Here is a 22,830-nt window from a genome sequence, read left to right on the forward strand (position 1 = left end):
CGCCTGCCCGCCGTGTCAGCCGCGGCTGCGCTTCCAGGCGCCGGGTCCTGGTGTCGGGGCAAGCCTCAGCTGCTGCCGGCGTACCCAGTGGCGGACACTTGGCCGGGTTTCCCGGGCGGGTGCGGATGCGCCCAGGGAAAGTACGACGGCGGTCAGCGCGGCGAGCTCCTCAGGGCTCGGCTGTCCCTTCACGACAGAGAAGAGGGGAGTTACGGCAGGCGCGGCTGCCGAGGGGGTTTCGGCGGGTTCAACAACCGGGTTTGCAGGTTCTACCATCAGCGTTTCCATCCTTACAGCGGGATGTTTCCGTGCTTCTTGGCGGGCAGGCTGGCGCGCTTGTCGCGCAGGGCGCGAAGGCCCTTGATGATCTGGATCCTTGTATCCGACGGGGCGATGACAGCGTCGACGTAGCCGAGTTCTGCCGCCTGGTATGGGTTGAGGAGTTCTTCCTCGTACTGCCGGATGACTTCTGCGCGGCGGGCCTCGACGTCGCCGCCGGCTTCCGCTACTGCTGCGAGGTCGCGGCGGTAGAGGATGTTGACGGCGCCCTGTGCGCCCATCACGCCAATCTGCGCCGTGGGCCAGGCCAGGTTGAGGTCGGCGCCGAGCTTCTTGGAGCCCATCACGATGTAGGCTCCGCCGTAGGCCTTGCGGGTGATGACCGTGAGCTTTGGCACTGTGGCCTCGGCGTAGGCGTAGAGCAGCTTCGCGCCGCGGCGGATGATGCCCTGGAACTCCTGGTCCTTGCCGGGCAGGAAGCCGGGCACGTCCACGAGCGTGATGATGGGGATGTTGAAGGCGTCGCAGTGGCGGACGAAGCGGGCCGCCTTCTCGGACGCGGCGATATCCAGCGTGCCGGCGAACTGCAGCGGCTGGTTGGCCACGATGCCCACGGTGTGGCCTTCCACCCGGCCGTAACCGATCATCACGTTGGGGGCGTAGAGGGCCTGCATTTCCAGGAAGTGCCCGTCGTCGACAATCTGCTCGATGACCCCGCGCATGTCGTAGGGCTGGTTGGCGGAATCAGGGATCAGGGTGTCGAGGGAGAGGTCGTCATCGTCAAGCTCCAGCTCCTGGCTGTGTTCCATGACGGGGGCCTCGGACAGGTTGTTCGAAGGCAGGAAGTCCAGCAGTTCGCGCACGAATTCGATGGCGTCGCTTTCGTCTGACGCGAGGTAGGTGGAGGTGCCGGTGGTGGCGTTGTGCTGGCGGGCGCCGCCGAGCGTCTCCATGTCCACGTCCTCGCCCGTGACGGTCTTGATGACGTCCGGGCCGGTGATGAACATGTGCGAGGTCTTGTCCACCATCACCACGTAGTCGGTGAGGGCGGGGGAGTAGGCCGCGCCGCCAGCGGAGGGGCCCATGATCATGGAGATCTGCGGGACAACGCCGGAAGCGTGGACGTTGTTGCGGAAGATGTCCGCGAACATGGCCAGCGAGGCTACGCCTTCCTGGATGCGCGCACCGCCGCCATCGAGGATGCCGACCACAGGGCAGCCGTTGCGCAGGGCGAATTCCTGGACCTTGACGATCTTCTCGCCGTTGACCTGGCTCAGGGAACCGCCGTAGACAGAGAAATCCTGGCTGTAGACGGCCACGAGGCGGCCGTCCACGGTGCCGTAGCCGGAGACCAGCCCGTCGCCAAGGGGTCTTTTCCTTTCCATGCCAAAGGCGGTGGAGCGGTGTACTGCAAGGGCGTCGAACTCCACGAACGAGTCCTCGTCCAGCAGCAGTTCAATCCGTTCGCGGGCGGTGTTCTTGCCGCGCGCATGCTGTTTTTCAATCGCTTCGGGGCCGGAGGGCTGTTCGGCACGGGCCTGCCGCTCGCGGAAATCGGCAATCTTTCCCGCTGTTGTGGTCAGATCGTGGCTCATCAGGTATCTCCGGCTCTGTTGCAGATGTGTTCTCTGGCGCTCTGGTTGCTGGCGGGTTTGAGTCGCAGGCGGGCTTTAAGTAGCTTCCGCACAAAAGACGAACCCTGCTGGCAAGTCTAGTGACGGTTTCAGCGCCCGCCGCTGTAGGGAACCTACAATTTTCTGCCGTGCCTCCACCCGCACCCGAATGTTACTCGCGGGTAACTTCACTGGGTTACAGTAATCGCATGACTTCGAGCAACGACGCCGTGCATGCCGCTGCCACCCCGTACCGGGCCTCCGGAACACTCAACGGGAAAACAGTCCTCATCTCCGGCGGAAGCCGCGGCATTGGCCTGGCCATCGCCGTCCGCGCCGCCAGGGACGGCGCCAATATCGTCCTGATGGCCAAGACGGGGGAGCCGCACCCCAAGCTCGCCGGAACGGTCCATACCGCGGCACGGGAAGTCGTCGGGGCCGGCGGGCAGGCGCTGCCCCTGGTGGGCGACGTGCGCAGGGACGAGGACGTTGCCCGCGCAGTGGAAGCCGCAGTAAAGCGCTTTGGCGGCATCGACGTCGTGATCAACAACGCGTCCGCCATCGACCTCTCCCGGACCGCCGACGTGGACATGAAAAAGTACGACCTCATGCAGGACATCAACGTCCGCGGCACCTTCCTGCTGTCCAAGCTGGCGCTGCCCGCACTCCGCGCATCAGGCCAGGGCCATATCCTCACTCTCTCGCCGCCCCTGAACCTCGACCCCGCCTGGGCCGGGAAACACCTGGCATACACCATGGCAAAGTACGGGATGAGCCTGACCACCCTCGGACTGGCCGAGGAACTGAAGGCCGACGGTATCCGCGTCAACTCGCTGTGGCCCTGCACCCTCATCGATACCGCGGCCATTCGCAACATGCCGCACGGCGCTGTGATGGCCAGGGCGGCGCGCGGCCCGCAGATCATGGCGGACGCCGCCCACGCCATCCTGACGGGAGGCAACCTGGCTGCGGGCGCCGCGCCGAGCGGCAACTTTTATACGGACGAACAGGTCCTGGCGGCGGCGGGGGTGCAGGATTTCCGCCCGTACAGCCTGGGAGCGCCGGAGGACCAGCTGGTTCCGGATATCTTCCTCTAGCCCGTCGCCCGGTGCGCCTTCCCGGTGCCAAAGGCCCGGCTCCTCCGGGAACTGATTGGCTCGCTAGGATTTAGGCATGGAAGACGCACACGACCCGGGCACTCCGCTGAACCGATGGGACCTGGATGACCAGCGTTTCCTGTCCGCGGCCGGTATACCCCGCATGGAGGTGGTGGACTCCACGGGATCCACCAACGCCGACCTCCTCCGCGCGGTAACCGTGGAGCCCAAGGCATGGCCGGACATGTCGGTGCTGACAGCCGAGTACCAGACGGCAGCCAGGGGGCGCCTGGACAGGCACTGGGAAGCCCCGCCGCTGAGCTCGATCTCCGTCTCCGTGGTCCTGCGGCCCGTGAACGCCGACGGGAGGCCGCTGCCCACGCACAGCTACTCATGGCTTTCCCTGATCGCTGCCCTGGCGCTGCGCGAAACGCTCCTGGAAACCGCCGGCCTTCCCGCTGAGCTGAAGTGGCCCAACGATGTCCTGGTACGCGGCCGCAAGATCGCCGGCATCCTGGCGCAGCTCGGTCCCATGGCGGACGGAAACGTCCCGCCCGTCATCCTGGGAACAGGCCTCAATGTCACGCTGCGCGAGGGCGAACTGCCGGTGCCCACCGCCACCTCCGTTGCGTTGGAGGGCGCCCGCACCACGGACCGGACCCTGCTGCTGAAAAGCTACCTGTCACATTTCTCGGTGCTCTACCGGAGCTTCTGCAACGCCGACGGCGACCCGGCAGCGGGAATGGCCGGCGGGCCGTCGCTCCATAAGCGGGTGGAAGCGGTCATGGCCACCCTGGGCAAACAGGTCCGGGCGCAGCTTCCGGGCGACCACGAAATCATCGGACACGCTTCCCGTTTGGACGAGTACGGATCCCTGCTGGTGGTGGACCGGGAGTCGAGGGAGCATGTGGTGACCGCCGGCGACGTGGTCCACCTGCGCCGGTGGACTTCCCCCGGCGATGCGGGCGAAGGCGGGTATGCGTAAAGACCTCGTACCGGGCGAGCAGGTAATTGTCACCACCCGCCCGCAGCCGAGGAAGCTGGCAGGAGCCGCTCTCGCCTTCATCGTCTCGCCGGCGCTCGCGGCCTTCGCTTCGGCCTGGATCATCCGGGGAGAGGTCCGCCGGCATGTTCCCTTCCTTGCCGCGCAGTGGAACCCCTGGCTGGTCGCGGCCTGTATCGGCGGGGCGGCCTGGGTGTGGCTGGGCTATTGCCTGCCCCGGCTGCTGCGCTGGCATGCCACGCGCTACACCCTGACCAGCCGAAGGATAGTGGCCAGGTACGGGCGGCTGAAGCGGCGGGACCAGCAGGTTCCCCTCGCCTGGATCCGCAACGTCACTGTCCACGAATCGCTGCTGCAACGCCTCCTGCGCTCGGGGAATATATCCTTGGAAACCGGGCAGCAGGGCGTGGTGACTTTACAGGACGTGCCGGAGGTTGCCCGGTTCCGGGAATTCATCCTTGATGCCATCGGGGAACTGCCGGACGACCGTGATGTCCAGCCGGACGGCACAACGCACTATCCCGCCGAGGCTTTGCCGTGGGAAATGAGAGAAGGTGGACGGGATGACCGATGAGGACCAGCAGGAACGCGTCGACCCCGTTGCGCCCTCGCCCGCCGCGGACCCCAATCCCGCCACCGGCGCGATGTCCGCCGAACGGCTTGCCATGAAAGCGCTGGAGTCGCGGCTCCTGGGCGGCGAACGCAAGCTCCGCCGTCGCGAAGTCGCGGCCGGCGCCGGACTCTCACTGCTGTCCGCCCGGAAACTCTGGCGCGCCCTGGGCTTTCCCAATTTCGGCGACGACGACGTGGCCTTCACCGAACGCGACCAGGCGGCCCTCTCCACCGTGGTGGACCTGGTCCGTTCCGGCAAGCTGACCGAGGAGGCGGCCATCTCGGTCACGCGCGCCATCGGCCAGATGACGGACCGCATGGTGGTCTGGCAGATCGAGGCGCTGGTGGAGGACCTGGTCCACGAACAGGGCGTTACGGACGCCGTGGCCCGCAAGCGCCTGGTCAATGAGCTGCCCGCCCTGGTGGACTCGCTTGAGGAAGTACTGGTGTACTCCTGGCGGCGCCAGCTCAACGCCGGCGTCCAGCGGCTCGCCGTCCGCGCCGAAGCCGGCCTGCAGGCCAGCGAAGAAGGGCGGGAAGGTGACGAGGATGACGCTCCGCTGCCGCTCGCGCGGGCTGTGGGATTCGCCGACCTGGTGTCTTACACCAGCCTCTCCCGCCGCATGAACGAGAAAACGCTCGCCCGGCTGGTCCAGCGGTTCGAAAACAAGTGCGCGGAAATCATCTCCGTCGGCGGCGGCCGGCTGGTCAAGACCGTCGGGGACGAAGTCCTGTACATCGCCGAAACCCCCGCAGCGGGCGCCGAAATCTCCCTGGCCCTCGCCCAGGCGTTCACGGAGGACGAGATCCTGCCGGAAGCCCGCGTGGCCATGGTGTGGGGCAGGATCCTGTCCCGGCTGGGAGACATCTACGGTCCTACCGTGAACCTGGCTGCCCGGCTCACCAGCCTCGCCGATCCCGGGACCGTGCTGGTGGACTCCATGACCGCCTCCGCCCTGGAACGGGACGAACGCTTTGTAATGGTGCCCCAGCCGCCGGAAAACGTCCGCGGCTTCGGCGAGATCCGGCCTGTCCGGCTCACCCGCGGCCTTGGCAAGGGGCTGGTCCTGGATTAGTCCGGGGCGGTCTTGCGGTACCTGAAAAGGTTTATCCAGTTGTTTGGCTATCGCGGTATAGTCGTAGCGGCCGCCGCCGCCGTTGGCGGCGGCGGTGGGGAGGGCTCCCCATCGCATCGTGAGAAGGACAGTAGGTAAGCTGGGCCGCGGGGAACCGCCTGCCGGCCCTCTGCGCCCGCAGGGCGCATTCCAGGTCTCAACCGCTTCGACCGGGGCGGTACTATACACCGGCCCGGGGTTTGCGCCCGGACCGGCAGCTGCCATGGGCAGCACTGAATCAGGGGAAACACGCTGTGACAAGTCTGCTGGGGAAACTTGGGCTGAAACGGCGCCACAAGAAAATCGCCACGGGCACGGCATTCAGTGCCGCCGTGGCCGTCGTGGTGACCGGGGCCATCCTCTATCCGGGGTTTAAGACCACCGAGGTGGAGTTGAACGACGGCGGTGTGTGGGTGGTGTCGAAGTCCAAGAACGCGGTGGGCCGGCTCAACTATCCCTCCCGCGTGTTGGACGGTGCGGTGACGCCGGCCTCGACGACGTTCGACATCCTGCAGGATGCCGGGGATGTGTTTGTTGATGACGAGTCGGGTTCGACCATCAACCAGGTATCCCCGGCGAACATGCGGCTGGGCGGGGACAAGCAGTTGCCGGCCGCGGCGGACGTAAGTTTCGGTTCGGAAGTCATTGCCGTGACGGATGCAGCGTCGGGCAAGGTGTGGGCAGTGTCGCCATCGACGGTGAACGGTTTCGATGAGGAGGCATCCGAACCGGTCCTGGTGGGCTCGGAAGGCACTGTCTCTGCGGTGGGCGACGATGACCGGATATACTCCGCGGACCCGGAGTCCGCCATGGTCACGGTCACCGGCGTTGATGCGAACGGTGCGGTCACGTCGTCGGAATCCGGCACCTGGGGCGAGCTGAAGGGCGCCGGGGACCTGCAGATTACGGTGGTGGGGGACCAGCCGGTGGTCCTGGACGCGGCGGCGGGCAAGCTGCTGCTGCCCGGCGGGAAGCGGCTGCAGTTGGACAACGCGCGGGATGCGAAGCTGCAGCAGGCCGGCCCAACCAGTGATTTTGTTGCCATTGCGACGCAGAAAGCCCTGCTGAAGCAGCCTTTGGACGGCGGAACGGCGAAAACCGTGGCGTTCGACGGCGAGGGGATCCCGGCTGCCCCCGTGCAGTTGGGCGGGTGTGTCCATGCTGCCTGGTCCGGGGCGAACAAGTACGTGCGCGACTGCACCAACGACGCGGACGACAAGAACGTGGACGTGCCCAAGGCGAGTGCGTCGCCGTCGTACGTTTTCCGGGTGAACCGGGACCTGGTGGTCCTGAATGATGTGAACTCCGGCAACGTGTGGCTGGTCAACCAGAACATGCAGCTGGTCAACAACTGGGACGACGTCGTTCCGCCCAAGAACGAATCCGACGAGCAGGACCAGGAATCCGCTGACAACAACACCATCAATGTCCTGCCGGACCGCACCAAACCCAACCGTCCGCCGGAAACCAAGCCCGACGCAGTCGGCGTGCGCCCTGGCCGCACCACCATCCTCAGCGTCCTCGACAACGATTCCGACCCCGACGGCGATGTGCTCACCGCAGCGCTGGGCGGCTCGGGGCCGCAGGCCGGCACCCTGGAAAACATTTACGGCGGCACGGCCTACCAGATTTCGGTGCCGGCAGGCGCCAGCCCCGGCACGGAGACGTTCACCTACAACGCCTCCGACGGGCGCGGCCTGTCCGCCAGCGGCCAGGTCACCCTCAGCGTGGTGGGCCCGGACGAGAACAAACCGCCGCAGTTCAAGCGCGGCGATGACACCACCATGCTGGTGGAACAGGGCAAAACGGTCAGCCAGAACATCCTCACCGACTGGATCGACCCCGACGGCGACGACCTGGTCCTCCTCGATGCCCGCGCGGACAATCCCCAGGACCAGGTGAAGGTCCGCCGCGACGGCCTGCTCACCTTCCAGGACTCCGGCGCCACCGCCGGCAAGAAGACCGTCGAGGTCACCATCTGGGACGGCCGCGCCACCGTCACCGGGAAAGTGGTGGTCAACGTCCAGCCGCCAGGTGCCCTGGCGCCGGTGGTCAACGCCGACCACGTCACCGCCGTGGTGGGCCAGGACCTGGTGGTCGCCCCGCTGAAGAACGACGTCGATCCGAACGGCGGCGCCCTCCGGCTCGCCCAGGTGGAGGCCAATGGACCGGCTGAGCTGGGTCCGGTCACCGACGGCGGGACCTTCACCTTCCGCAGCAACACCCCCGGGCCGGTGTACCTGACCTACATTGCCAGCAACGGCCCGCAAAGCAGCCAGGGGCTTATCCGCGTCGACGTGGAGTCCGGTGACGAGGCCGGCAACCCGGTGGCAGTCCACGACGTGGCGCTGATGCCCACCGGCGGCAGTGCGCTCCTGGACCCGCTCGCCAACGACTCCGACCCCTCCGGCGGCGTCCTGGTGCTGCAGTCCGTGAAGCTTCCGGACAACTCCACCGCATCTGTCAGCGTGATCAACCACAGCGTGCTGCGGATTACGGATATCCGCGGGACCAAGGATCCCATCCTGTTCGAATACACCATGTCCAACGGCCGGAAACCGGCCACGGGCAGCGTTTCGGTGGTGCCGGTCCCGGCCCCCGCCGTGGTGGAGGCGCCGCAGCCGAAACCGGATGAGGTGAACGTCCGCGTCAACGACGTGGTCACCATTCCCGTGCTGGAGAACGATACCCACCCCCAGGGCCAGGAACTTTCGGTGGACCCCGTCCTGCCGCAGGGCGTGGACCCGGCGGATGGAAAGAGCTTCGTCTCCGAAAACACGGTCCGTTTCATCGCCGGCAGCCAGCCCAAGACGGTCCGCGCCATCTACAACGCCGTGGACCAGCAGGGCCAGAAGAGCGCCGCCGCGGTGACCATCCACATCCTGCCGCTCGAGGGCGCAGAAAACTCGCGCCCCCAGCCGCGCAACCTCACGGCCCGCGTGGTGGCCGGCGGCATCGTCCGGATCCCCGTTCCCCTGGACGGCATTGATCCCGACGGCGACTCCGTCCAGCTCACCGGCATCGACAGCACCCCGTCCATGGGTACTGCGAACGTGGGCAGCAACTTCATCGACTTCACCGCAGCCGGGGACGGCGCCGGAACGGACACATTCCGGTACAAGGTGGTGGACCGGCAGGGAGCGGTCAACACCGGAACCGTCACGGTGGGCATCGCGCCCCGCGGGGAGGTCAACCAGAAGCCGACCCCCGTGGACGATGAGGTCCGGGTCCGCCCGGGCCGCCAGATTGCTGTTGACGCCACCAAAAACGACACCGATCCCGACGGTGACCTGATCCGCATCCTCACCGAGGGGATCGAAGCCGACCCGGCCCTGCAGGCCACTGTCAGCAAGACCAGCGGCCGCATCATCCTGCTCGCCCCGGACGAAGCCGGAACAGTCAACGTCCGCTACACCATTGCCGACGACCGCGACGCCTCGGCGCAGGCCACCATCCGTGTGGTGGCGGACAACGAGGTGCCGCTCAAGGCTCCCGTCGCCCGGGATGACCGGGTGACGTCTGCGCAGACGCTGGGGAAAACCGCCGTCGACGTCCCGGTCCTGAAGAACGACGAGGACCCCGACGGCGTGGGGGAGAACTTGAAGATCAGCACCGAGGCCGCCACGGCGCGGCCGGGCGCCGACGGCACCATGATCGTGGACCTCACCGAGCAGCCGCAGCTGGTCCCGTACACCGTTGAGGACGTGGACGGCCAGCAGTCGACGGCGGTCATCTGGGTTCCCGGGCTGGGGCAGCAGGTTCCCACGCTGGCCAAGGACGACGTCATTGAGGTCACCGCCGGACAGTCCGTCACTGTGGACCTCGATGAATGGGTGAAGGTCCGCGAGGGCCGCTCGCCCCGGCTGACGCAGACTGACCGGATCAAGCTGATCGGCTCCGACGGCAGCGATCCGGTCACGGGTGACGGTACGGCCCTGAGGTACACGGCCGGCACCGACTACGTGGGACCGGGCTCGCTGACCTTCGAGGTGACCGACGGGACCGGGCCGGACGATCCCGCCGGCCTGAAGTCGACCTTGAGCATCCGCACCAAGGTCCTGCCCGATCCGAACCGGAACAACCCGCCGGAACTCCTTGGCGCCACCGTGGACGTGCCCAAGGGGGACACCGCAAGCACCGACCTCGGAAAGCTGACCTCCGACCCCGACCGTGACGACGTCGAAAAGATGAAGTATGAGCTGGTGGGCGGATCACCCGCAGGCTTCAACGCCAGCCTCGACGGCAGGACGTTGAAGGTTTCCGCGGCCGATTCCAGCAGCAGCGGCACCACCGGGGCCCTGCAGGTCAAGGCCCGTGACTCCCGCGGGCTCGAAGCCACCGCTACCTACCAGCTGGCGGTCACGGCATCGAACCGGCCCAAGCCGGTGGCAAACGACGACCTGGAACCCAGCGCTGCCGCCGGCAAGCCGGTCACCGTCGATGTCCTGGCCAATGACGCCAACCCGTTCCCGGAGACGCCGCTGAAGATCATCGCGGCCGGGACGGAAACCGGCAGCGGCAATGTGGACGTCAACGGCGAGTCCGTTGTGGTGACCCCCGCCCCCGGCTTCACGGGAACCATGGTGGTTTCCTACACCGTGGCCGACAAGACCGGCGACCCCTCCCGGGAGGCAACCGCCCGGATCCGGCTGACCGTCAAGGACAAGCCGCAGGCTCCCGCCACGCCGCAGGCGCAAAGCGTGGGCGACCGTACGGCACTGCTGACCTGGACCGCCCCCGCGGACCGCGGCTCGCCCATCACCAAGTACACGGTGTACGGCGAGGGCGGATTCCAGCAGGACTGCCCGGCCAACACCTGCACCCTGAACGACCTGGTCAACAACACCGCCTACCACTTCCAGGTCACGGCCACGAACGAGTTCGGCGAATCCGACCGGTCTCCGGCCTCCGCCGAGGTCCGGCCGGACGTAAAGCCGGACACCCCGCTGGCGCCGCAGCTGAAATTCGGTGACAAGGAGCTGTCCATCAGCTGGACCGCGCCTGCCAGCAAAGGCTCCCCGGTGAAGTCCTACGACCTGGAAATCTCGCCGCCGCCGGCCGGACAGAACGCGCAGATCCAGAACCTGACCGCTGTCAGCTACGTCTGGAAGGGACTGCAGAACGGCGTCTCCTACAAGGTCCGGGTCCTGGCCCGCAATGACGCCAAGGAACCGTCCGAGTGGAGCCCCTATTCCGCGGCGGAGGTTCCTGCAGGCGTCCCGGCAACCCCGGCAGCGCCCACGGCGGTCCAGGCGGACTCAGTGGGAAGCCAAAGCCAGATGAAGGTTTCCTGGACTGCGCCCAACAACAACGGCGATGCCATCTCGGCCTACACCCTGACCACCCTCCGCGGCGGAGCCGTGGTGGCCACCCAACAGGTGTCCGGCACCACGCAGAACGTAACGGTGGACAACTCGGAAACGAACTACACCTTTACGGTGTCCGCCACCAACAAAGCCGGGACCAGCGCCACCAGCGCCCAGTCCGCGGCGGTCCGGGCCGTGGGCAAGCCGGGAACCGTGGCTGCGCCCACAGCGTCTGCGGTGGAGACCGACGGCAACGGCGGCAAGATCGACGTCCGCTTCGGGGTCCTGACTGAAGCCCAGCGGAACGGCTCCGCTCCGAGTGAAATTTCCTACCGGTATAAGCTCACGTCCGGAGACGGGTCCGGCAGCATCCCTGCAGGCGGTGGCGTGGTTTCCGCGCCCAACGGCACCAACACCGCGGTAGTGGTGTGGGCGGTCTCCTCCCGGAGCACTTCGGCAGGCGACGCCAGCGCCCCGTCCAACTCCGTCAACCCGTACGGATGGGCTGATGCGCCGGTAGTCACGGGCGCGAACAAACCGCAGGGTGAAAAATCCGTCTCCTGGACCTGGACCCAGCCCAACGGCAACGGACGCCCGGTGACCGGCTACCAGTACAGCCTCGACAATGGTGCCTGGACCAGCACTGATTCCCGGTCCTTTTCCACGGGTACGGGCGGTTACGGCGAGACCCATACGCTTCGGGTCCGTGCCATCAGTGGCGGACAGCCCGGACGGATCGGCAGTGACACGTCACGAAGCGGTGCAGCCCCGCCGCCCCCGCAGCCGACGTCTTGGACCATCACCGCGACCCCGGTGCGCAGCTGTACGGAGCCCGGCTACGGTACCGACAGCTTCCGTGCAGGCAACCCTTCGTCCTGCGTTGGCGGCGGCAAGTGGCTGCCGGAGAACACTCCTTCGCAATCGGATTTTTACGTGGTCTGGTACAAGACGGCGGAGAACCCCTCCGGCATCTGGTACCACCTCACCAGCGGTCCCGCCGCCGGCAACTACGTACGGCATGACACCACCAACCGGGACGGCCAGGGCCCGCCGGCAGGCATGCCCCAGCGGTAACCAAACACCCACGCTTTTCGCATCACACTGTAGAGGATCTGACCATGACCATGACCCCGGAGCAGGCCGCCTGGTTTGCCGACACGTTCGAGAAGCTCGTTGCCAACGTTGGACAGGCGGTGCTCGGCAAGGAACACGTCATCCGGCTGACCTTCACCGCGATGCTCGCCGAGGGCCATGTCCTGTTCGAGGACGCCCCCGGCACCGGCAAGACGTCCCTGGCCCGGGCCCTGGCGGCCACCGTCCAGGGTTCGAACAACCGCATCCAGTTCACTCCAGACCTGCTGCCCTCTGACGTCACCGGCGTGACCATCTACGACCAGAAGACGCAGAAGTTCGAGTTCCACAAGGGCCCGATCTTCAACAACATCGTCCTCGCGGACGAGATCAACCGCGCCTCGCCGAAGACCCAGTCCGCGCTGCTGGAGGTCATGGAAGAGTCCCGGGTCACCGTGGACGGCGTCACCTACTCCGCGGGCCGGCCCTTCATGGTCCTGGCCACGCAGAACCCGATCGAACAGGCCGGTACTTACCGCCTGCCGGAAGCGCAGCTGGACCGGTTCCTGATCAAGACCTCCATCGGCTACCCGGACCACGCCTCCACGGTCAGACTGCTGGGCGGCACGAACCTCAAGGACCGCTCCAGGGAACTGTCCGCGGTTATCACCACCCAGGCCGTGGCAGACATGGCCGACCTTGCCGCCACCGTCCACGTGGACACCGTGGTGCTGGAATACATCTCCCGGCTTTGCGAGGAGACCCGCAACGCGCCCGAAACCCGGCTGGGCGTCTCGGTCCGCGGCGCGCTTGCGATGGTCCGCGCCGCCAAGGTGTGGGCAGCATCCCAGGGCAGGAACTTTGTGCTTCCGGACGACATCAAGGAACTCGCCGGCGTGGTGTGGACGCACCGCTTTGTCATGGACCCGGAAGCCGAATTCTCCGGCGCCACGGCCGAGGCCGTACTGACCCGGATCCTGGCGGACGTCGCTGCCCCGCAGCAGCGCACCACCGCCTGACGCCCGGCACTTCCCGCGTCCCCGCCATGAACCGCAACACAACAAAGGCACACACATGTCCAGCGGCACCCCGTTGATCCGGCTCGCGGAACGCCTGAAGCAACCCTTTGCCCGGAACGGCGGCCCCGGCCGGCTGCACCCGTCAGCGGTCTGGACCGAGGCCAGCAGCACCGCTGCCATGGTCCTGGCTCCCGCCTGGCGGGCAGTCCGCGGCGCCTGGCTGAAACACGCTTGGCCGGTTCTCTCGGTGGTGAGTATCCTCGGCTGGTCCGTGCTGGCCGCCGCCATCCTGCTCTGGGCAACGGGGCAGGCATTCGGCTGGCAGGAAGCCAAGGCTGCGGCCATAGCCGCCTTCGTGATTTTCCTGGTTGCAGTCGGCTTCATCCTGGGCCGCTCAGCCTACGGCGTGGTGCTGGACCTCGCCCGTACCCGGGTGGCCGTCGGTGACAGCGCGGTGGGCAGCATTGCGGTGTCCAACACCTCCGCCCGCCCCCTGTTGCCCGCGGCCCTTGAGCTGCCCGTGGGCAAGGCCACCGCCGTTTTCCACCTGCCGCGCATGAAGCCCGGCCAGGTCCACGAGGACCTGTTCACCATCCCCACCGCCCGCCGCGCCGTGATCGTCGTAGGCCCCGTGCGGTCCGTGCGGGCCGACCCCCTGCACCTGCTCCGCCGGCAGGTGCTGTGGACGGAGCCCGAGGACCTCTTCGTCCACCCCCGGACCGTGGCCCTCGCCGGGTCCGCAGCCGGGTTCATCCGGGATTTGGAAGGCATGCCCACCACAGACCTGTCCAGCGCCGATGTGTCCTTCCACGCGCTGCGCGACTACGTGCCGGGCGATGACCGGCGGCACATCCACTGGAAGACCACCGCGCGGACCAGCAAGCTCATGGTGCGCCAGTTCGAGGAAACCCGCCGTGCCCACCTGGCCATCGCCTTGTCCATCAATACAGACGAATACGCGTCCGAAACCGAGTTCGAAATGGCCGTCTCCGCCGCAGCTTCCATTGGCCGCCAGGCCATCCGGGAACAGCGCGAACTGGACATCATCACCCAGCACGGACCGCTGCGCTGCGAAACCGGCCGCAACATGCTCGACGACATGACCCGGATTGTCGGCGCTCCCATGCGCCGCACCGCCGTCGACCTCGCCAGGACCCTGGCGGACACCGTCCCCAACGCATCCGTCAGCTTCTTTGTGGTGGGCAGCAACGTGACTGCCACGCAGCTCCGCTCGGCCGCCGTTTCCGTGCCCCCGGGCGTCCGCAGCCTTGCGGTCCGGGTGGAAGCCGGAGCGGCACCCGCGCGAGCAAACATCGCGGACCTGACGGTCCTGACGCTCGGCGACCTCGCCGACCTCGCCATCGTGCTGAGGAAGGCCGCAGCATGACTGCCGTATCGGGCCAGGGGCCGCTTCCGGAATTCCGCCGGGCCGCCAAGGAGGACCGGCGCGCCGCGCGGGCAAACCAGGCGGACTCCGCGTTTGCCGACGGGCAGCCGCGCTGGCACTTCGTACTCGACGCCGGGGCACTGACCGTCCTGCTGGGACTGGGCCTGCTGGGCTTCGGACTGAGCTTCGGCGGCGACCCCTACTACCTGTTGTCCGGCTTCGGCGGGATCGTGCTGGGACTGGGCATCGGCGTCGTCAACGCACACCTGCGGCTGGGACTGCTGATCACCACCGCCCTTGCCCTGGGCGCGTACCTGGTGTTTGGCACCCTGCTGGCCGTTCCGGACTCGGCGGTTGCCGGGTTCGTGCCCACCCTGGATTCGCTGCGGATCCTGCTGCTGGGGATCGTCTTCGCCTGGAAGGACATGCTTACGGTGGGCGTGCCGGTGGGGACGGCCGGCGGCGTGCTGATTGTGCCTTTCCTCAGCTCAATGATCACGGCCCTGGCGGCAGCTGTCCTGACCTGGCGGGTACGGAGCCCGTATTTCCCGCTCCTGCCCGTCCTGGTCCTGTTCGTCACCGGCATCGCGTTCAGCACCAATGCGGCTTTCCTCACCCTCGAACGGGGCATCGGGCTCACGGTCCTGGGCATCGCCTGGGCAACCTTCCGCCGGGACGCCCTGCGGCGCAGCAGCACACGGAGGGTGGCCGTCAACAACCCGCAGGCCGATACCGCCACCGCCCGGCGCGCCAGGATCCGGCGGCTGGGCATGGCCGCGGGCGTCATCGCCGTCAGCGTTGCAGTCACGGCGTTGTCCGCGCCGCTTGTCACGGCCGGCAGCGAGCGGAAAGTCCTGCGCAACGTGGTGGTGCCGCCGTTCGATCCCAAGGACTACATCACGCCGCTGGCCAGTTTCCGGACGTTCGTCAAGGACAAGAAGGATGACACCCTGTTCGTGGTCAAGGGCCTGCCGCGCGACGCACGGGTCCGGCTGGGTGCCCTGGACGCCTTCAACGGCACCAACTACACCATGGACCCCAACGGCTCGGGCAGTTTCAGCAAGGTGGGTGACACCGAATCCATCAATACTTTGGCGGACACGTCCGGCACTGTTCCCACCAACGATTACTCGATCGATATCACCATCGAGGACTACCAGGGCTTCTTCGTTCCCGGCGGACGCAAGACCACGGGCCTGAGCTTCGACGACAGCGCCTCCGCGGCTGCGTCCGGGCTGTACTTCAACTCCGGCACGGATACCGCCGTCACCACCAGCGGCCTGTCCCGCGGCGATTCGTACAGCGTGCAGGTGTCCGACCCCGTGAAGCTGGAACACGGGCAGCTCACGCAGTACGACTTTGCGAAATTCACCATGCCGGAGGCCCTGGAAGTGCCGCCCGTGGTGGGTTCGCAGGCTAACGACCTGTCCGCCGATGCGCCCACCGCGATCGACCGGGTCCGCCAGATCGAGGCCCATTTCCAGAAGACCGGCGCGTTCAGCAACGGCCTGGTCAGCGAAGGCCAGCTGCCCAGCGTTTCCGGCCACGGCTCGGCCCGGATCCGGAACCTGCTCACCGCCAAGCAGATGCTGGGCGACGACGAGCAGTACGCCGTCGCCATGTCCCTGATGCTCCGGCACCTGGGAATCCCGTCCCGCGTGGTGATGGGCTTCTACCCGGATCCCACCAGCCCCGAGAACGGCGCCGGCGAGGTCAAGATCACCGGCAAGAACGTCCACGCCTGGGTGGAAGTGGCGTTTGAACGCGTCGGCTGGGTCAGCTTCGATCCCACCCCGCCCAAGGACAACGTTCCCATCCCGCCGGACCCGGAGAACAAGTCCAAGCCCAAGCCGCAGGTCCTGCAGCCCCCGCCTCCGCCGCAGGAGCCGGCGGACCTGCCGCCGGATTCTTCCCCCGACGCGCTGGACGCGGACGAGAAGAACAACCCGTGGCTGTTCTGGGGCGCCCTGCTGGGCGCGCTGGGCGTCGCCCTGATCCCGCTGTCCATCCTTGCGCTGCCGCTGCTGCTGATTGCCCTGCTGAAATCACGACGGCGGAAGGCGCGTTTCCGCGACGGGCACCCCGCCCAGCGGGTCGGCGGGGGATGGAGCGAGGTGGTAAGCCTCGCGACCGACATGGGAGCCGCCGTCGACACCCGTGCAACCCGGCGGGAAAGCGCCGCCGTCCTGGCCGAGGCCTTCCCTGCGAGCAAGGCGACCACCACCATGCTCGCCCGCCGCGCGGACGCATCCATCTTCGGCGCCAGCCAGCCCACGGAGGAAGAGGTACGGGAGTACTGGAGCATCGTGGACGGGTCGCTGAAGGAGATGACGGCGACCGTGGGCTTCTGGCGCAGGCAGCAGGCACGGTTCTCGCCGCGCTCGCTCCTGGCCGACGCCCGCCAGGTCCTTAACCTGCGCGGCGGGCGGCTGGCCCTGCCGTCCCTTAAGCTGCCCGGCAGCCGGCGTACCCAGCCGGGACAGGGAGCAGACCGGCCAGACACACCTCCGACGCAAGGGCCCGTAGCGCAGTGACCTCCGACGCCGGGCGCTGCCCGCGCTGCCAGCAACCCATCCGTACGGGCGCGGCCTTCTGCACCGCCTGCGGTGCGCCCCTGCCCAACCGCGCCGCCCGCAGCCAACATGCCCCTGCGATTCCCGGTACTATCCCGGTAGTACAAATGCCGCCGGCGCCGCGCGCCGGAGGAATCACGAACGCGGGCACCGGGCTGGGGAGCGCCGGCGGTTCCACCGCCCAGGTGGCTGCCGCTCCAGGGGGAGGAACGGGAATGGCAACGAACCTTCAGCTTGTCCCGGCGACGGCGGGCAAGCGGCTGGGTGCCGCGGTCATTGACTGGCTGCCGCCCTTCGCGGTCCTGGTGGTGACGTTCGCCATCGGTTTCGCCGGGATCACCCGCACCCGCAGTGGCGGGTTCATCACCTATGACACCGCGTCGCTGGTGCTCTTCGGCAGCATCGGGCTGGGTTTCACGCTTGTTTACCTCTGTGTGGTGATGGGACTGGAAGCGCGGACCGGCAAGACACCGGGGAACCTGCTGATGGGTATCCGCAGCGCCGACAATGACGGCTACGCACCAGGTGCCGGACCGGTTTTCCTGCGCGGCCTGGTGACGGGAGCCGGCATCCTCCTCGCAGTGGTTGCTGCCGTCCTGGTGGCGGTTTTCCAATGGTTCGGGGTTGCCTTCTTTATCCTCGGACCGCTGCTGCTGGCCGGGACAGCCTGGGCCGTGCTGGTGGTGGTCTCGAACTCGTGGGACAAAAACGGCAGGCTGCGGGGCTGGCACGATACCGCCGCCAAGACACTGGCCTTCGACGTGAAGGCAGGCCGCAACCCCATTACCACCGGCGGCATCCAGGGACCCTACAGCTTTGCGCCGCTCGACCTGCCGCCGGTGCAGCAGGTGCTGTCCCCGGTGCCGGGCGCCGCAGCACCACAGGTAGTCAACGCCCAGGCGCCTGCGCCGTCCGCCGGGCCGGTGCTCCCTGTCCCGGTGGTCCCTGCCGCACCGCCGGGCACCTCCGCCGGCACCATGCCGTCCCGGACGATGCCCTACACTTCGCCGGCCTCCTTCGAGCCGCCCGCACCCGCCCGGTACCAGGGTTCCCACGCGGACGACGACGTCGAACGCACCCAGGTGCGGCCCGAAACCGGCGGCCCCGCCCCAATGGCCGTGCTGCGCATCCGGCTCGACGACGGCCGCGACTTCCAGCTGGACCGCTGCGTCCTGGTGGGCCGCAACCCCGTGGGGCAGGCGGGCGAACAGCACGCCCAGCTGCTCGCCGTCGACGATCCCGGCCGTTCCATTTCCAAAACCCACCTGCACCTGCTCACCGACGGAGCGGGAATCTGGGTGACGGACCGGAACTCGACGAACGGCAGTGCCGTGACCACACCGGACGGCCACCGCACCGCACTGGTGCCGGGCGTCCCCACCTTTGTCAGCCCGGGCTCCAGCGTGCACTTCGGAGACCGCACCTTTTACCTAGGACAGGCATGAACCAACAGCCCGCCAGCGTTGCCTCCACCCAGCCGGGGCACGGCCTTACCTTGGCATACGGTTACGGAACGGACCGTGGGCTCCGCCGGGAGCTGAACGAGGATTCATATATCGCCTCGGATCCGGTGTTCGCGGTGGCGGACGGAATGGGCGGCCACGAAGCCGGCGAGATCGCCAGCGGGATGTGCGTCCGCGCCCTCGCCGCCATGCCCCAGCTCACCACCGGGGAGCGGACGGCCACCGCCGCGGTCCTGCAGCATTACCTGGTCCAGGCGGACAACTCCATCCGCGAAGCAACCGGCGCCCGCGCCGGCACCACCCTGAGCGGCGCCGTCGTGGTCGAGCAGATGGGCATGCCCTACTGGCTGGTCATGAACATCGGCGACTCCCGGACCTACCGGCTCAGCCAGGGCCGCTTCGAGCAGATCAGCGTCGACCACTCTGAGGTCCAGGAACTGGTTGACGCGGGGGAGATCACTCCGCAGCAGGCAACCGTCCACCCGCGCCGCCACGTAGTCACCCGCGCCCTCGGCACCGGGGATGAGACCGAGGCCGATTACTGGCTGCTGCCGGTCGAGGAAGGCGACCGCGTCATGGTGTGCTCCGACGGTCTCACCTCCGAACTGGGCGATGAACACATCTTCCGCATCCTCAGCACCGTGGGCCAGCCCCAGGACGCGGTGGACGCGCTCATCCAGGCCGCGCTCCGCAACGGGGGACGGGACAACGTCACGGTAATTGTGGTGGACGCACGCAACGTTTTGAACGACGCCGGCACGGCCACCACGGCGCCCAGGCACGATTCCGCGGAGGACGAAGTGACGCTGCCCCGGGGCCAGGCAGTCCAGGCCGTCCAGGGCGGCGGGCAGGACGGCAACGGAAGCGGGGTAGAGGGTGGCCGGCACTAGTTACACTCCCGGTTCCTGGCTGGGCATTGTCCGCTCCGGGACCGCGGTTGTCCTCGGCCCCGACACACCCCCGGCCCTGGTCCCTGCCCTCTGGGACCTGCTGGCCGGGCAGCCGCAGGTCCATGAAGTGCTGCACGCGGTCACCAGCAGCTCGGGCGGTTCCCTGGCGGACATCCCTTCCTTCGGCATTCTCGACGTCAACGGGTCGTTGCGGGTTTTCCTGCGCGGAGACCTGGAGCTCACCGTCGGGCTTTCCGACGGGCCGGTGGAGCTCAACGGCCGTGACGTCACCACCTGGAACGAACGCGCCTTCGCCCTGCCTGACGAGTGCACGTTGAGTATCCCGGGCGCGGGTGCGGCGGTACTGCCGGAGCTGCCACTTGCGGAGGGGGTCGTCCTGCTGCGGGCCCTTACGCTCCGGCCGGCTGCAGGCCAGCTGGCGGTTACCGCCGCGGAACCCGCCGCTGCCGCGGTGGTGGTGGATGCCGAGGGCAACGCAAATGTGCAGCAGGCAGTCCCGGTACAGGCGGCAGCGGCGGAACGGGAAGCGCCGGCGGCGGCGGAACGGGAAGCGCCGGCAGCGCCGGAACGGGAAGCGCCGGCAGCGCCGCCGGTCCCCGCTGAACCGGCCGCCCTGCTGTTGCCCGGGCCTGACGGGCAGACCCAGGTTCCGGAGTTGACCATAGCTCCCGAGCATGAGGTGTCAGCAGAGACGGTCTACGGGGTGCCCGACGACGAGGCCGGGTTCGTCGACCCTGCCGCTCCTGCCGGCGACCTCACCAGCTCTTACGACCACCTCTGGGAGCGCACCGTTATGCGCAACATTGAGGACGCCGCCGTGAGGGAGGAACCCGAGGATGGGCACGCCGCATCCGCACCAGTGAGAGCACCGGCCCTGGAACCGGTGGTTGAGCGCCCCGCCCTGGCGGACCCGGCGGGAGCTCAGCCTGCAACTGACGGCTCCAGCGCGGACAGTAGCCGGGAAAACGCCAACCAAGCCGATACTCCTGTTCCGCCGGTACGCCCGGCCCCGGCAGGAGTCCTCATCGATTCCGTACCGTGGCGGACGAGCGGGACGAGCGGGCAGCCGACGGCCCCAGTACCGCCGAACCCGCTTCCGCTGAATCCTCCGCCCGCTAACCTTGCACCTGGCCCATCTTCCATTGCCGGGGCGCGCCAGGAGACCCAGGCCGCCCGGTTCGACGGGGACCATGACGGCCAGACCGTCATGAAGAGCAGCATCGCCGGAACGGCCTCCCGCCCACCGGCCCCCTCAGCCGGTTCCGGGGGACCCCAGGTGCTGGCCCGGGTCTGCGGACAGGGACACCCGAACCCGCCCACCCGGGCCCGGTGCGCCAGCTGCGGAGGCGCCCTCCTGCCGGACGCTGTGCAGGTGGCGCGGCCGCGGCTGGGACGGATGCGCCTGTCCACCGGCGAGCTGCTGGACCTGGACCAGACCCTGGTGATCGGGCGGCAGCCTTCCGTGTCCCGGGTCCAGGGCGGCGTCATGCCCCGCCTGGTCCAGGTGGCCAGCCCGGGCGGCGACATCTCGCGGTCGCATGTGGAGGTCCGGCTGGAAGGCTGGCACGTGATGCTTTGCGACCTGAAGGCCACCAACGGCACCGTCCTGGTTCGGGAAGGCCAGCCTCCGCGCCGCCTTGCGCAGAACGAGATGGCCATCCTGCTCGATGGCGACATGGCCGAGCTTGGCGACGACATCTCGCTGCGCTTTGAGGAGCTTCCTTGAGTTCCAAACGGCCGGTAGCGCCGCCGCCGCGCATTCCGGGGTTCACGTACATCAGCCTGCTCGGATCCGGCGGCTTCTCTGATGTTTACCTGTACGAACAGGACCGGCCCCGGCGGAAGGTCGCCGTCAAGGTCCTGGTCTCGGACCTGAAGACCGAGGGCGCCCGCCGACGCTTTGAGTCCGAAGCCAACCTGATGGCGCAGCTGTCCTCGCACCCCTACATCGTCACCATCTTCGAAGCGGAGGTGACGGACGACGGGCACTCCTACCTGGCCATGGAATACTGCTCCAGGCCCAGCCTCGATGTCCGGTACCGGCGGCAGCGGTTCAGCGTGGACGAGGTCCTTGCCGTCGGCATCCAGGTGGCTTCCGCCGTCGAAACCGCGCACCGCGCCGGGATCGCCCACCGCGACATCAAACCCGCCAACATCCTGGTGACGGACTATAACCGGCCCGCGCTCACGGACTTTGGCATCTCCGGCACCCTGACCGGCGACTCCGATGACGACTCGGGCATGTCCATCCCGTGGTCGCCGCCGGAACAGTTCCGGGACGGCCCCGTGGACGGCGTCCTGGTGGACGTCTGGGCCCTCGGCGCCACCCTCTACACCCTCCTGGCCGGGCACTCGCCGTTCGTGATGCCCGGAGCGGACAACTCGCAGCGGGAACTCATCAACCGCATCAGCAACATGCCGCTGCCGAGGCTTGGCCGTGCGGACGTTCCAGAGTCGCTGGAACTGGCGCTGTCCACGGCGATGGCGAAATCCCCGCAGTCCCGGTACTCGTCCGCGCACGCCTTTGCCCTGGCCCTGCAGCGCATCCAGGCCGAGCTCAACCTGTCCGTGACGCCGTTCGAAGTGCTGGAGGAACCCCGCCACGAGGACAGCCATCCGGACGAGGGCGTGGAGGAAACCCGCGTCCGGAGCATCGCCGCCATCGATCCGGAGCGGACCGGCAGCGCACCCACTTTTCCGTCGCGCACCCGGCCGGCGGCTCCCCAACAAGCAGGGCCCGACGGCGGCCCGCAGGACTGGGGGCAGGCGACCGTCCTGCGCGGCAGCGCCGGGAGCAGCGCCGTCAACGCCGGCCAGCCCCCGCACCCGGCCGATGCCGGCTTCACGGAGACCGGGTACACCGGTGCCGCCGACGCCACCATCCAGCGTGCCGCCGCGCCGCCGCCCGCTCCGAACGAACCGGAGGCAGCCCCGGGCGCCGACCACGGCAGGCGCAACCTCTGGCTGGCGATTTCCGGAGGCACCCTGCTGGCCCTTGCCGCCGTCGTGGGCCTGGTGGTGGCAATCGCCGCACCTGACACGCCCAAGGCAGTGGAGACGCAGCAGGTCGGCAGGCCGCCCGCGGATGCCTTGGACAACGGAACCGTGCCCGACGTCGCCGCCCTTGCCGGGGCCGTCGGTGCGGAGGGGAAGGCAACGTTCACCTGGGAGAACCCGCAGCCCAAGGACGGCGACACCTATAAATGGCGGGTGTACGCCGTGGGGGAGAGCAGCGAGTACCAGGCCACCACGGAGACGAGCGTCCAGGTGGCCCTGAACCCGTCGGTGCCCACCTGCATCCAGGTGATGATCGTCCGCAGCGACGGCGCCTTCTCCCCGATGGAAAACGACTCGATCGCCTGCGTCAACAGATGACACGGC

General features: G+C 68.0%; 14 protein-coding genes. 12 read left to right on the forward strand and 2 right to left on the reverse strand.

Annotation, left to right across the window (positions count from 1 at the left end; genetic code table 11):
• Positions 1-15: 15 nt before the first annotated feature.
• Positions 16-276: an acyl-CoA carboxylase subunit epsilon gene (locus tag FDW83_RS05340; protein WP_138136567.1), complete on the reverse strand. Its 261-nt coding sequence runs from the start codon at positions 274-276 to the stop codon at positions 16-18.
• Positions 277-290: 14 nt separating this feature from the next.
• Complete coding sequence (locus tag FDW83_RS05345; protein WP_138136568.1) at positions 291-1,874, reverse strand: acyl-CoA carboxylase subunit beta; 1,584 nt, start codon at positions 1,872-1,874, stop codon at positions 291-293.
• A gap of 227 nt (positions 1,875-2,101) precedes the next feature.
• On the opposite strand from FDW83_RS05345, the gene FDW83_RS05350 reads away from it, so the two are divergent.
• The 12 genes from FDW83_RS05350 to FDW83_RS05405 all read left to right on the forward strand — a co-directional run bounded on the left by FDW83_RS05350 (position 2,102) and on the right by FDW83_RS05405 (position 22,824).
• Positions 2,102-2,989 (forward strand): NAD(P)-dependent oxidoreductase, encoded by an 888-nt coding sequence (locus FDW83_RS05350; protein ID WP_138136569.1) that lies wholly within the window; start codon positions 2,102-2,104, stop codon positions 2,987-2,989.
• Positions 2,990-3,065: 76 nt separating this feature from the next.
• Positions 3,066-3,974, forward strand: a complete 909-nt coding sequence (locus FDW83_RS05355; protein WP_138136570.1) for a biotin--[acetyl-CoA-carboxylase] ligase — start codon at positions 3,066-3,068, stop codon at positions 3,972-3,974.
• Positions 3,967-4,566 carry a PH domain-containing protein gene (locus tag FDW83_RS05360; RefSeq protein ID WP_138136571.1) on the forward strand — a complete coding sequence of 200 codons (600 nt, stop codon included), beginning with the start codon at positions 3,967-3,969 and terminating at the stop codon, positions 4,564-4,566. The genes FDW83_RS05355 and FDW83_RS05360 overlap by 8 nt, the downstream gene beginning before the upstream one ends.
• A complete protein-coding gene (locus FDW83_RS05365; RefSeq protein ID WP_138136572.1) occupies positions 4,556-5,680 on the forward strand; it encodes an adenylate/guanylate cyclase domain-containing protein in 1,125 nt (374 codons plus the stop codon). The genes FDW83_RS05360 and FDW83_RS05365 overlap by 11 nt, the downstream gene beginning before the upstream one ends.
• A gap of 293 nt (positions 5,681-5,973) precedes the next feature.
• A complete protein-coding gene (locus FDW83_RS05370) occupies positions 5,974-12,099 on the forward strand; it encodes an Ig-like domain-containing protein (protein WP_138136573.1) in 6,126 nt (2,041 codons plus the stop codon).
• A 44-nt stretch (positions 12,100-12,143) separates the two neighbouring features.
• Positions 12,144-13,115: a MoxR family ATPase gene (locus FDW83_RS05375; protein ID WP_138136574.1), complete on the forward strand. Its 972-nt coding sequence runs from the start codon at positions 12,144-12,146 to the stop codon at positions 13,113-13,115.
• Between the two features lie 55 nt (positions 13,116-13,170).
• Positions 13,171-14,502, forward strand: a complete 1,332-nt coding sequence (locus FDW83_RS05380) for a DUF58 domain-containing protein (RefSeq protein WP_138136575.1) — start codon at positions 13,171-13,173, stop codon at positions 14,500-14,502.
• On the forward strand, positions 14,499-17,036 hold the full coding sequence (locus FDW83_RS05385) for a transglutaminase domain-containing protein (protein WP_240720858.1): 2,538 nt from the start codon (positions 14,499-14,501) through the stop codon (positions 17,034-17,036). The genes FDW83_RS05380 and FDW83_RS05385 overlap by 4 nt, the downstream gene beginning before the upstream one ends.
• Positions 17,033-18,520 (forward strand): RDD family protein, encoded by a 1,488-nt coding sequence (locus tag FDW83_RS05390; RefSeq protein WP_138136576.1) that lies wholly within the window; start codon positions 17,033-17,035, stop codon positions 18,518-18,520. The genes FDW83_RS05385 and FDW83_RS05390 overlap by 4 nt, the downstream gene beginning before the upstream one ends.
• Positions 18,517-19,428, forward strand: coding sequence for a PP2C family serine/threonine-protein phosphatase (locus FDW83_RS05395; protein WP_138136577.1), 912 nt, complete (start codon positions 18,517-18,519; stop codon positions 19,426-19,428). The genes FDW83_RS05390 and FDW83_RS05395 overlap by 4 nt, the downstream gene beginning before the upstream one ends.
• Positions 19,415-21,175 carry an FHA domain-containing protein gene (locus FDW83_RS05400; RefSeq protein WP_138136578.1) on the forward strand — a complete coding sequence of 587 codons (1,761 nt, stop codon included), beginning with the start codon at positions 19,415-19,417 and terminating at the stop codon, positions 21,173-21,175. The genes FDW83_RS05395 and FDW83_RS05400 overlap by 14 nt, the downstream gene beginning before the upstream one ends.
• A complete protein-coding gene (locus tag FDW83_RS05405; RefSeq protein WP_138136579.1) occupies positions 21,172-22,824 on the forward strand; it encodes a serine/threonine-protein kinase in 1,653 nt (550 codons plus the stop codon). Before FDW83_RS05400 ends, FDW83_RS05405 begins: the two co-directional genes overlap by 4 nt.
• The last annotated feature ends 6 nt before the right edge of the window (positions 22,825-22,830 follow it).

The organism is Pseudarthrobacter sp. NamE2 (assembly GCF_005796205.1).
Classification (GTDB): domain Bacteria; phylum Actinomycetota; class Actinomycetes; order Actinomycetales; family Micrococcaceae; genus Arthrobacter.

What these genes read in the sequence shown, in the direction of transcription:
- FDW83_RS05380 (WP_138136575.1), top strand. Translation starts at nt 13,171, where the DNA reads ATGTCCAGCGGCACCCCGTTGATCCGGCTCGCGGAACGCCTGAAGCAA.
- FDW83_RS05375 (WP_138136574.1), top strand. Translation starts at nt 12,144, where the DNA reads ATGACCATGACCCCGGAGCAGGCCGCCTGGTTTGCCGACACGTTCGAG.
- FDW83_RS05385 (WP_240720858.1), top strand. Translation starts at nt 14,499, where the DNA reads ATGACTGCCGTATCGGGCCAGGGGCCGCTTCCGGAATTCCGCCGGGCC.
- FDW83_RS05365 (WP_138136572.1), top strand. Translation starts at nt 4,556, where the DNA reads ATGACCGATGAGGACCAGCAGGAACGCGTCGACCCCGTTGCGCCCTCG.
- FDW83_RS05355 (WP_138136570.1), top strand. Translation starts at nt 3,066, where the DNA reads ATGGAAGACGCACACGACCCGGGCACTCCGCTGAACCGATGGGACCTG.
- FDW83_RS05345 (WP_138136568.1), bottom strand. Translation starts at nt 1,874, where the DNA reads ATGAGCCACGATCTGACCACAACAGCGGGAAAGATTGCCGATTTCCGC.
- FDW83_RS05395 (WP_138136577.1), top strand. Translation starts at nt 18,517, where the DNA reads ATGAACCAACAGCCCGCCAGCGTTGCCTCCACCCAGCCGGGGCACGGC.
- FDW83_RS05350 (WP_138136569.1), top strand. Translation starts at nt 2,102, where the DNA reads ATGACTTCGAGCAACGACGCCGTGCATGCCGCTGCCACCCCGTACCGG.
- FDW83_RS05340 (WP_138136567.1), bottom strand. Translation starts at nt 276, where the DNA reads ATGGTAGAACCTGCAAACCCGGTTGTTGAACCCGCCGAAACCCCCTCG.
- FDW83_RS05360 (WP_138136571.1), top strand. Translation starts at nt 3,967, where the DNA reads ATGCGTAAAGACCTCGTACCGGGCGAGCAGGTAATTGTCACCACCCGC.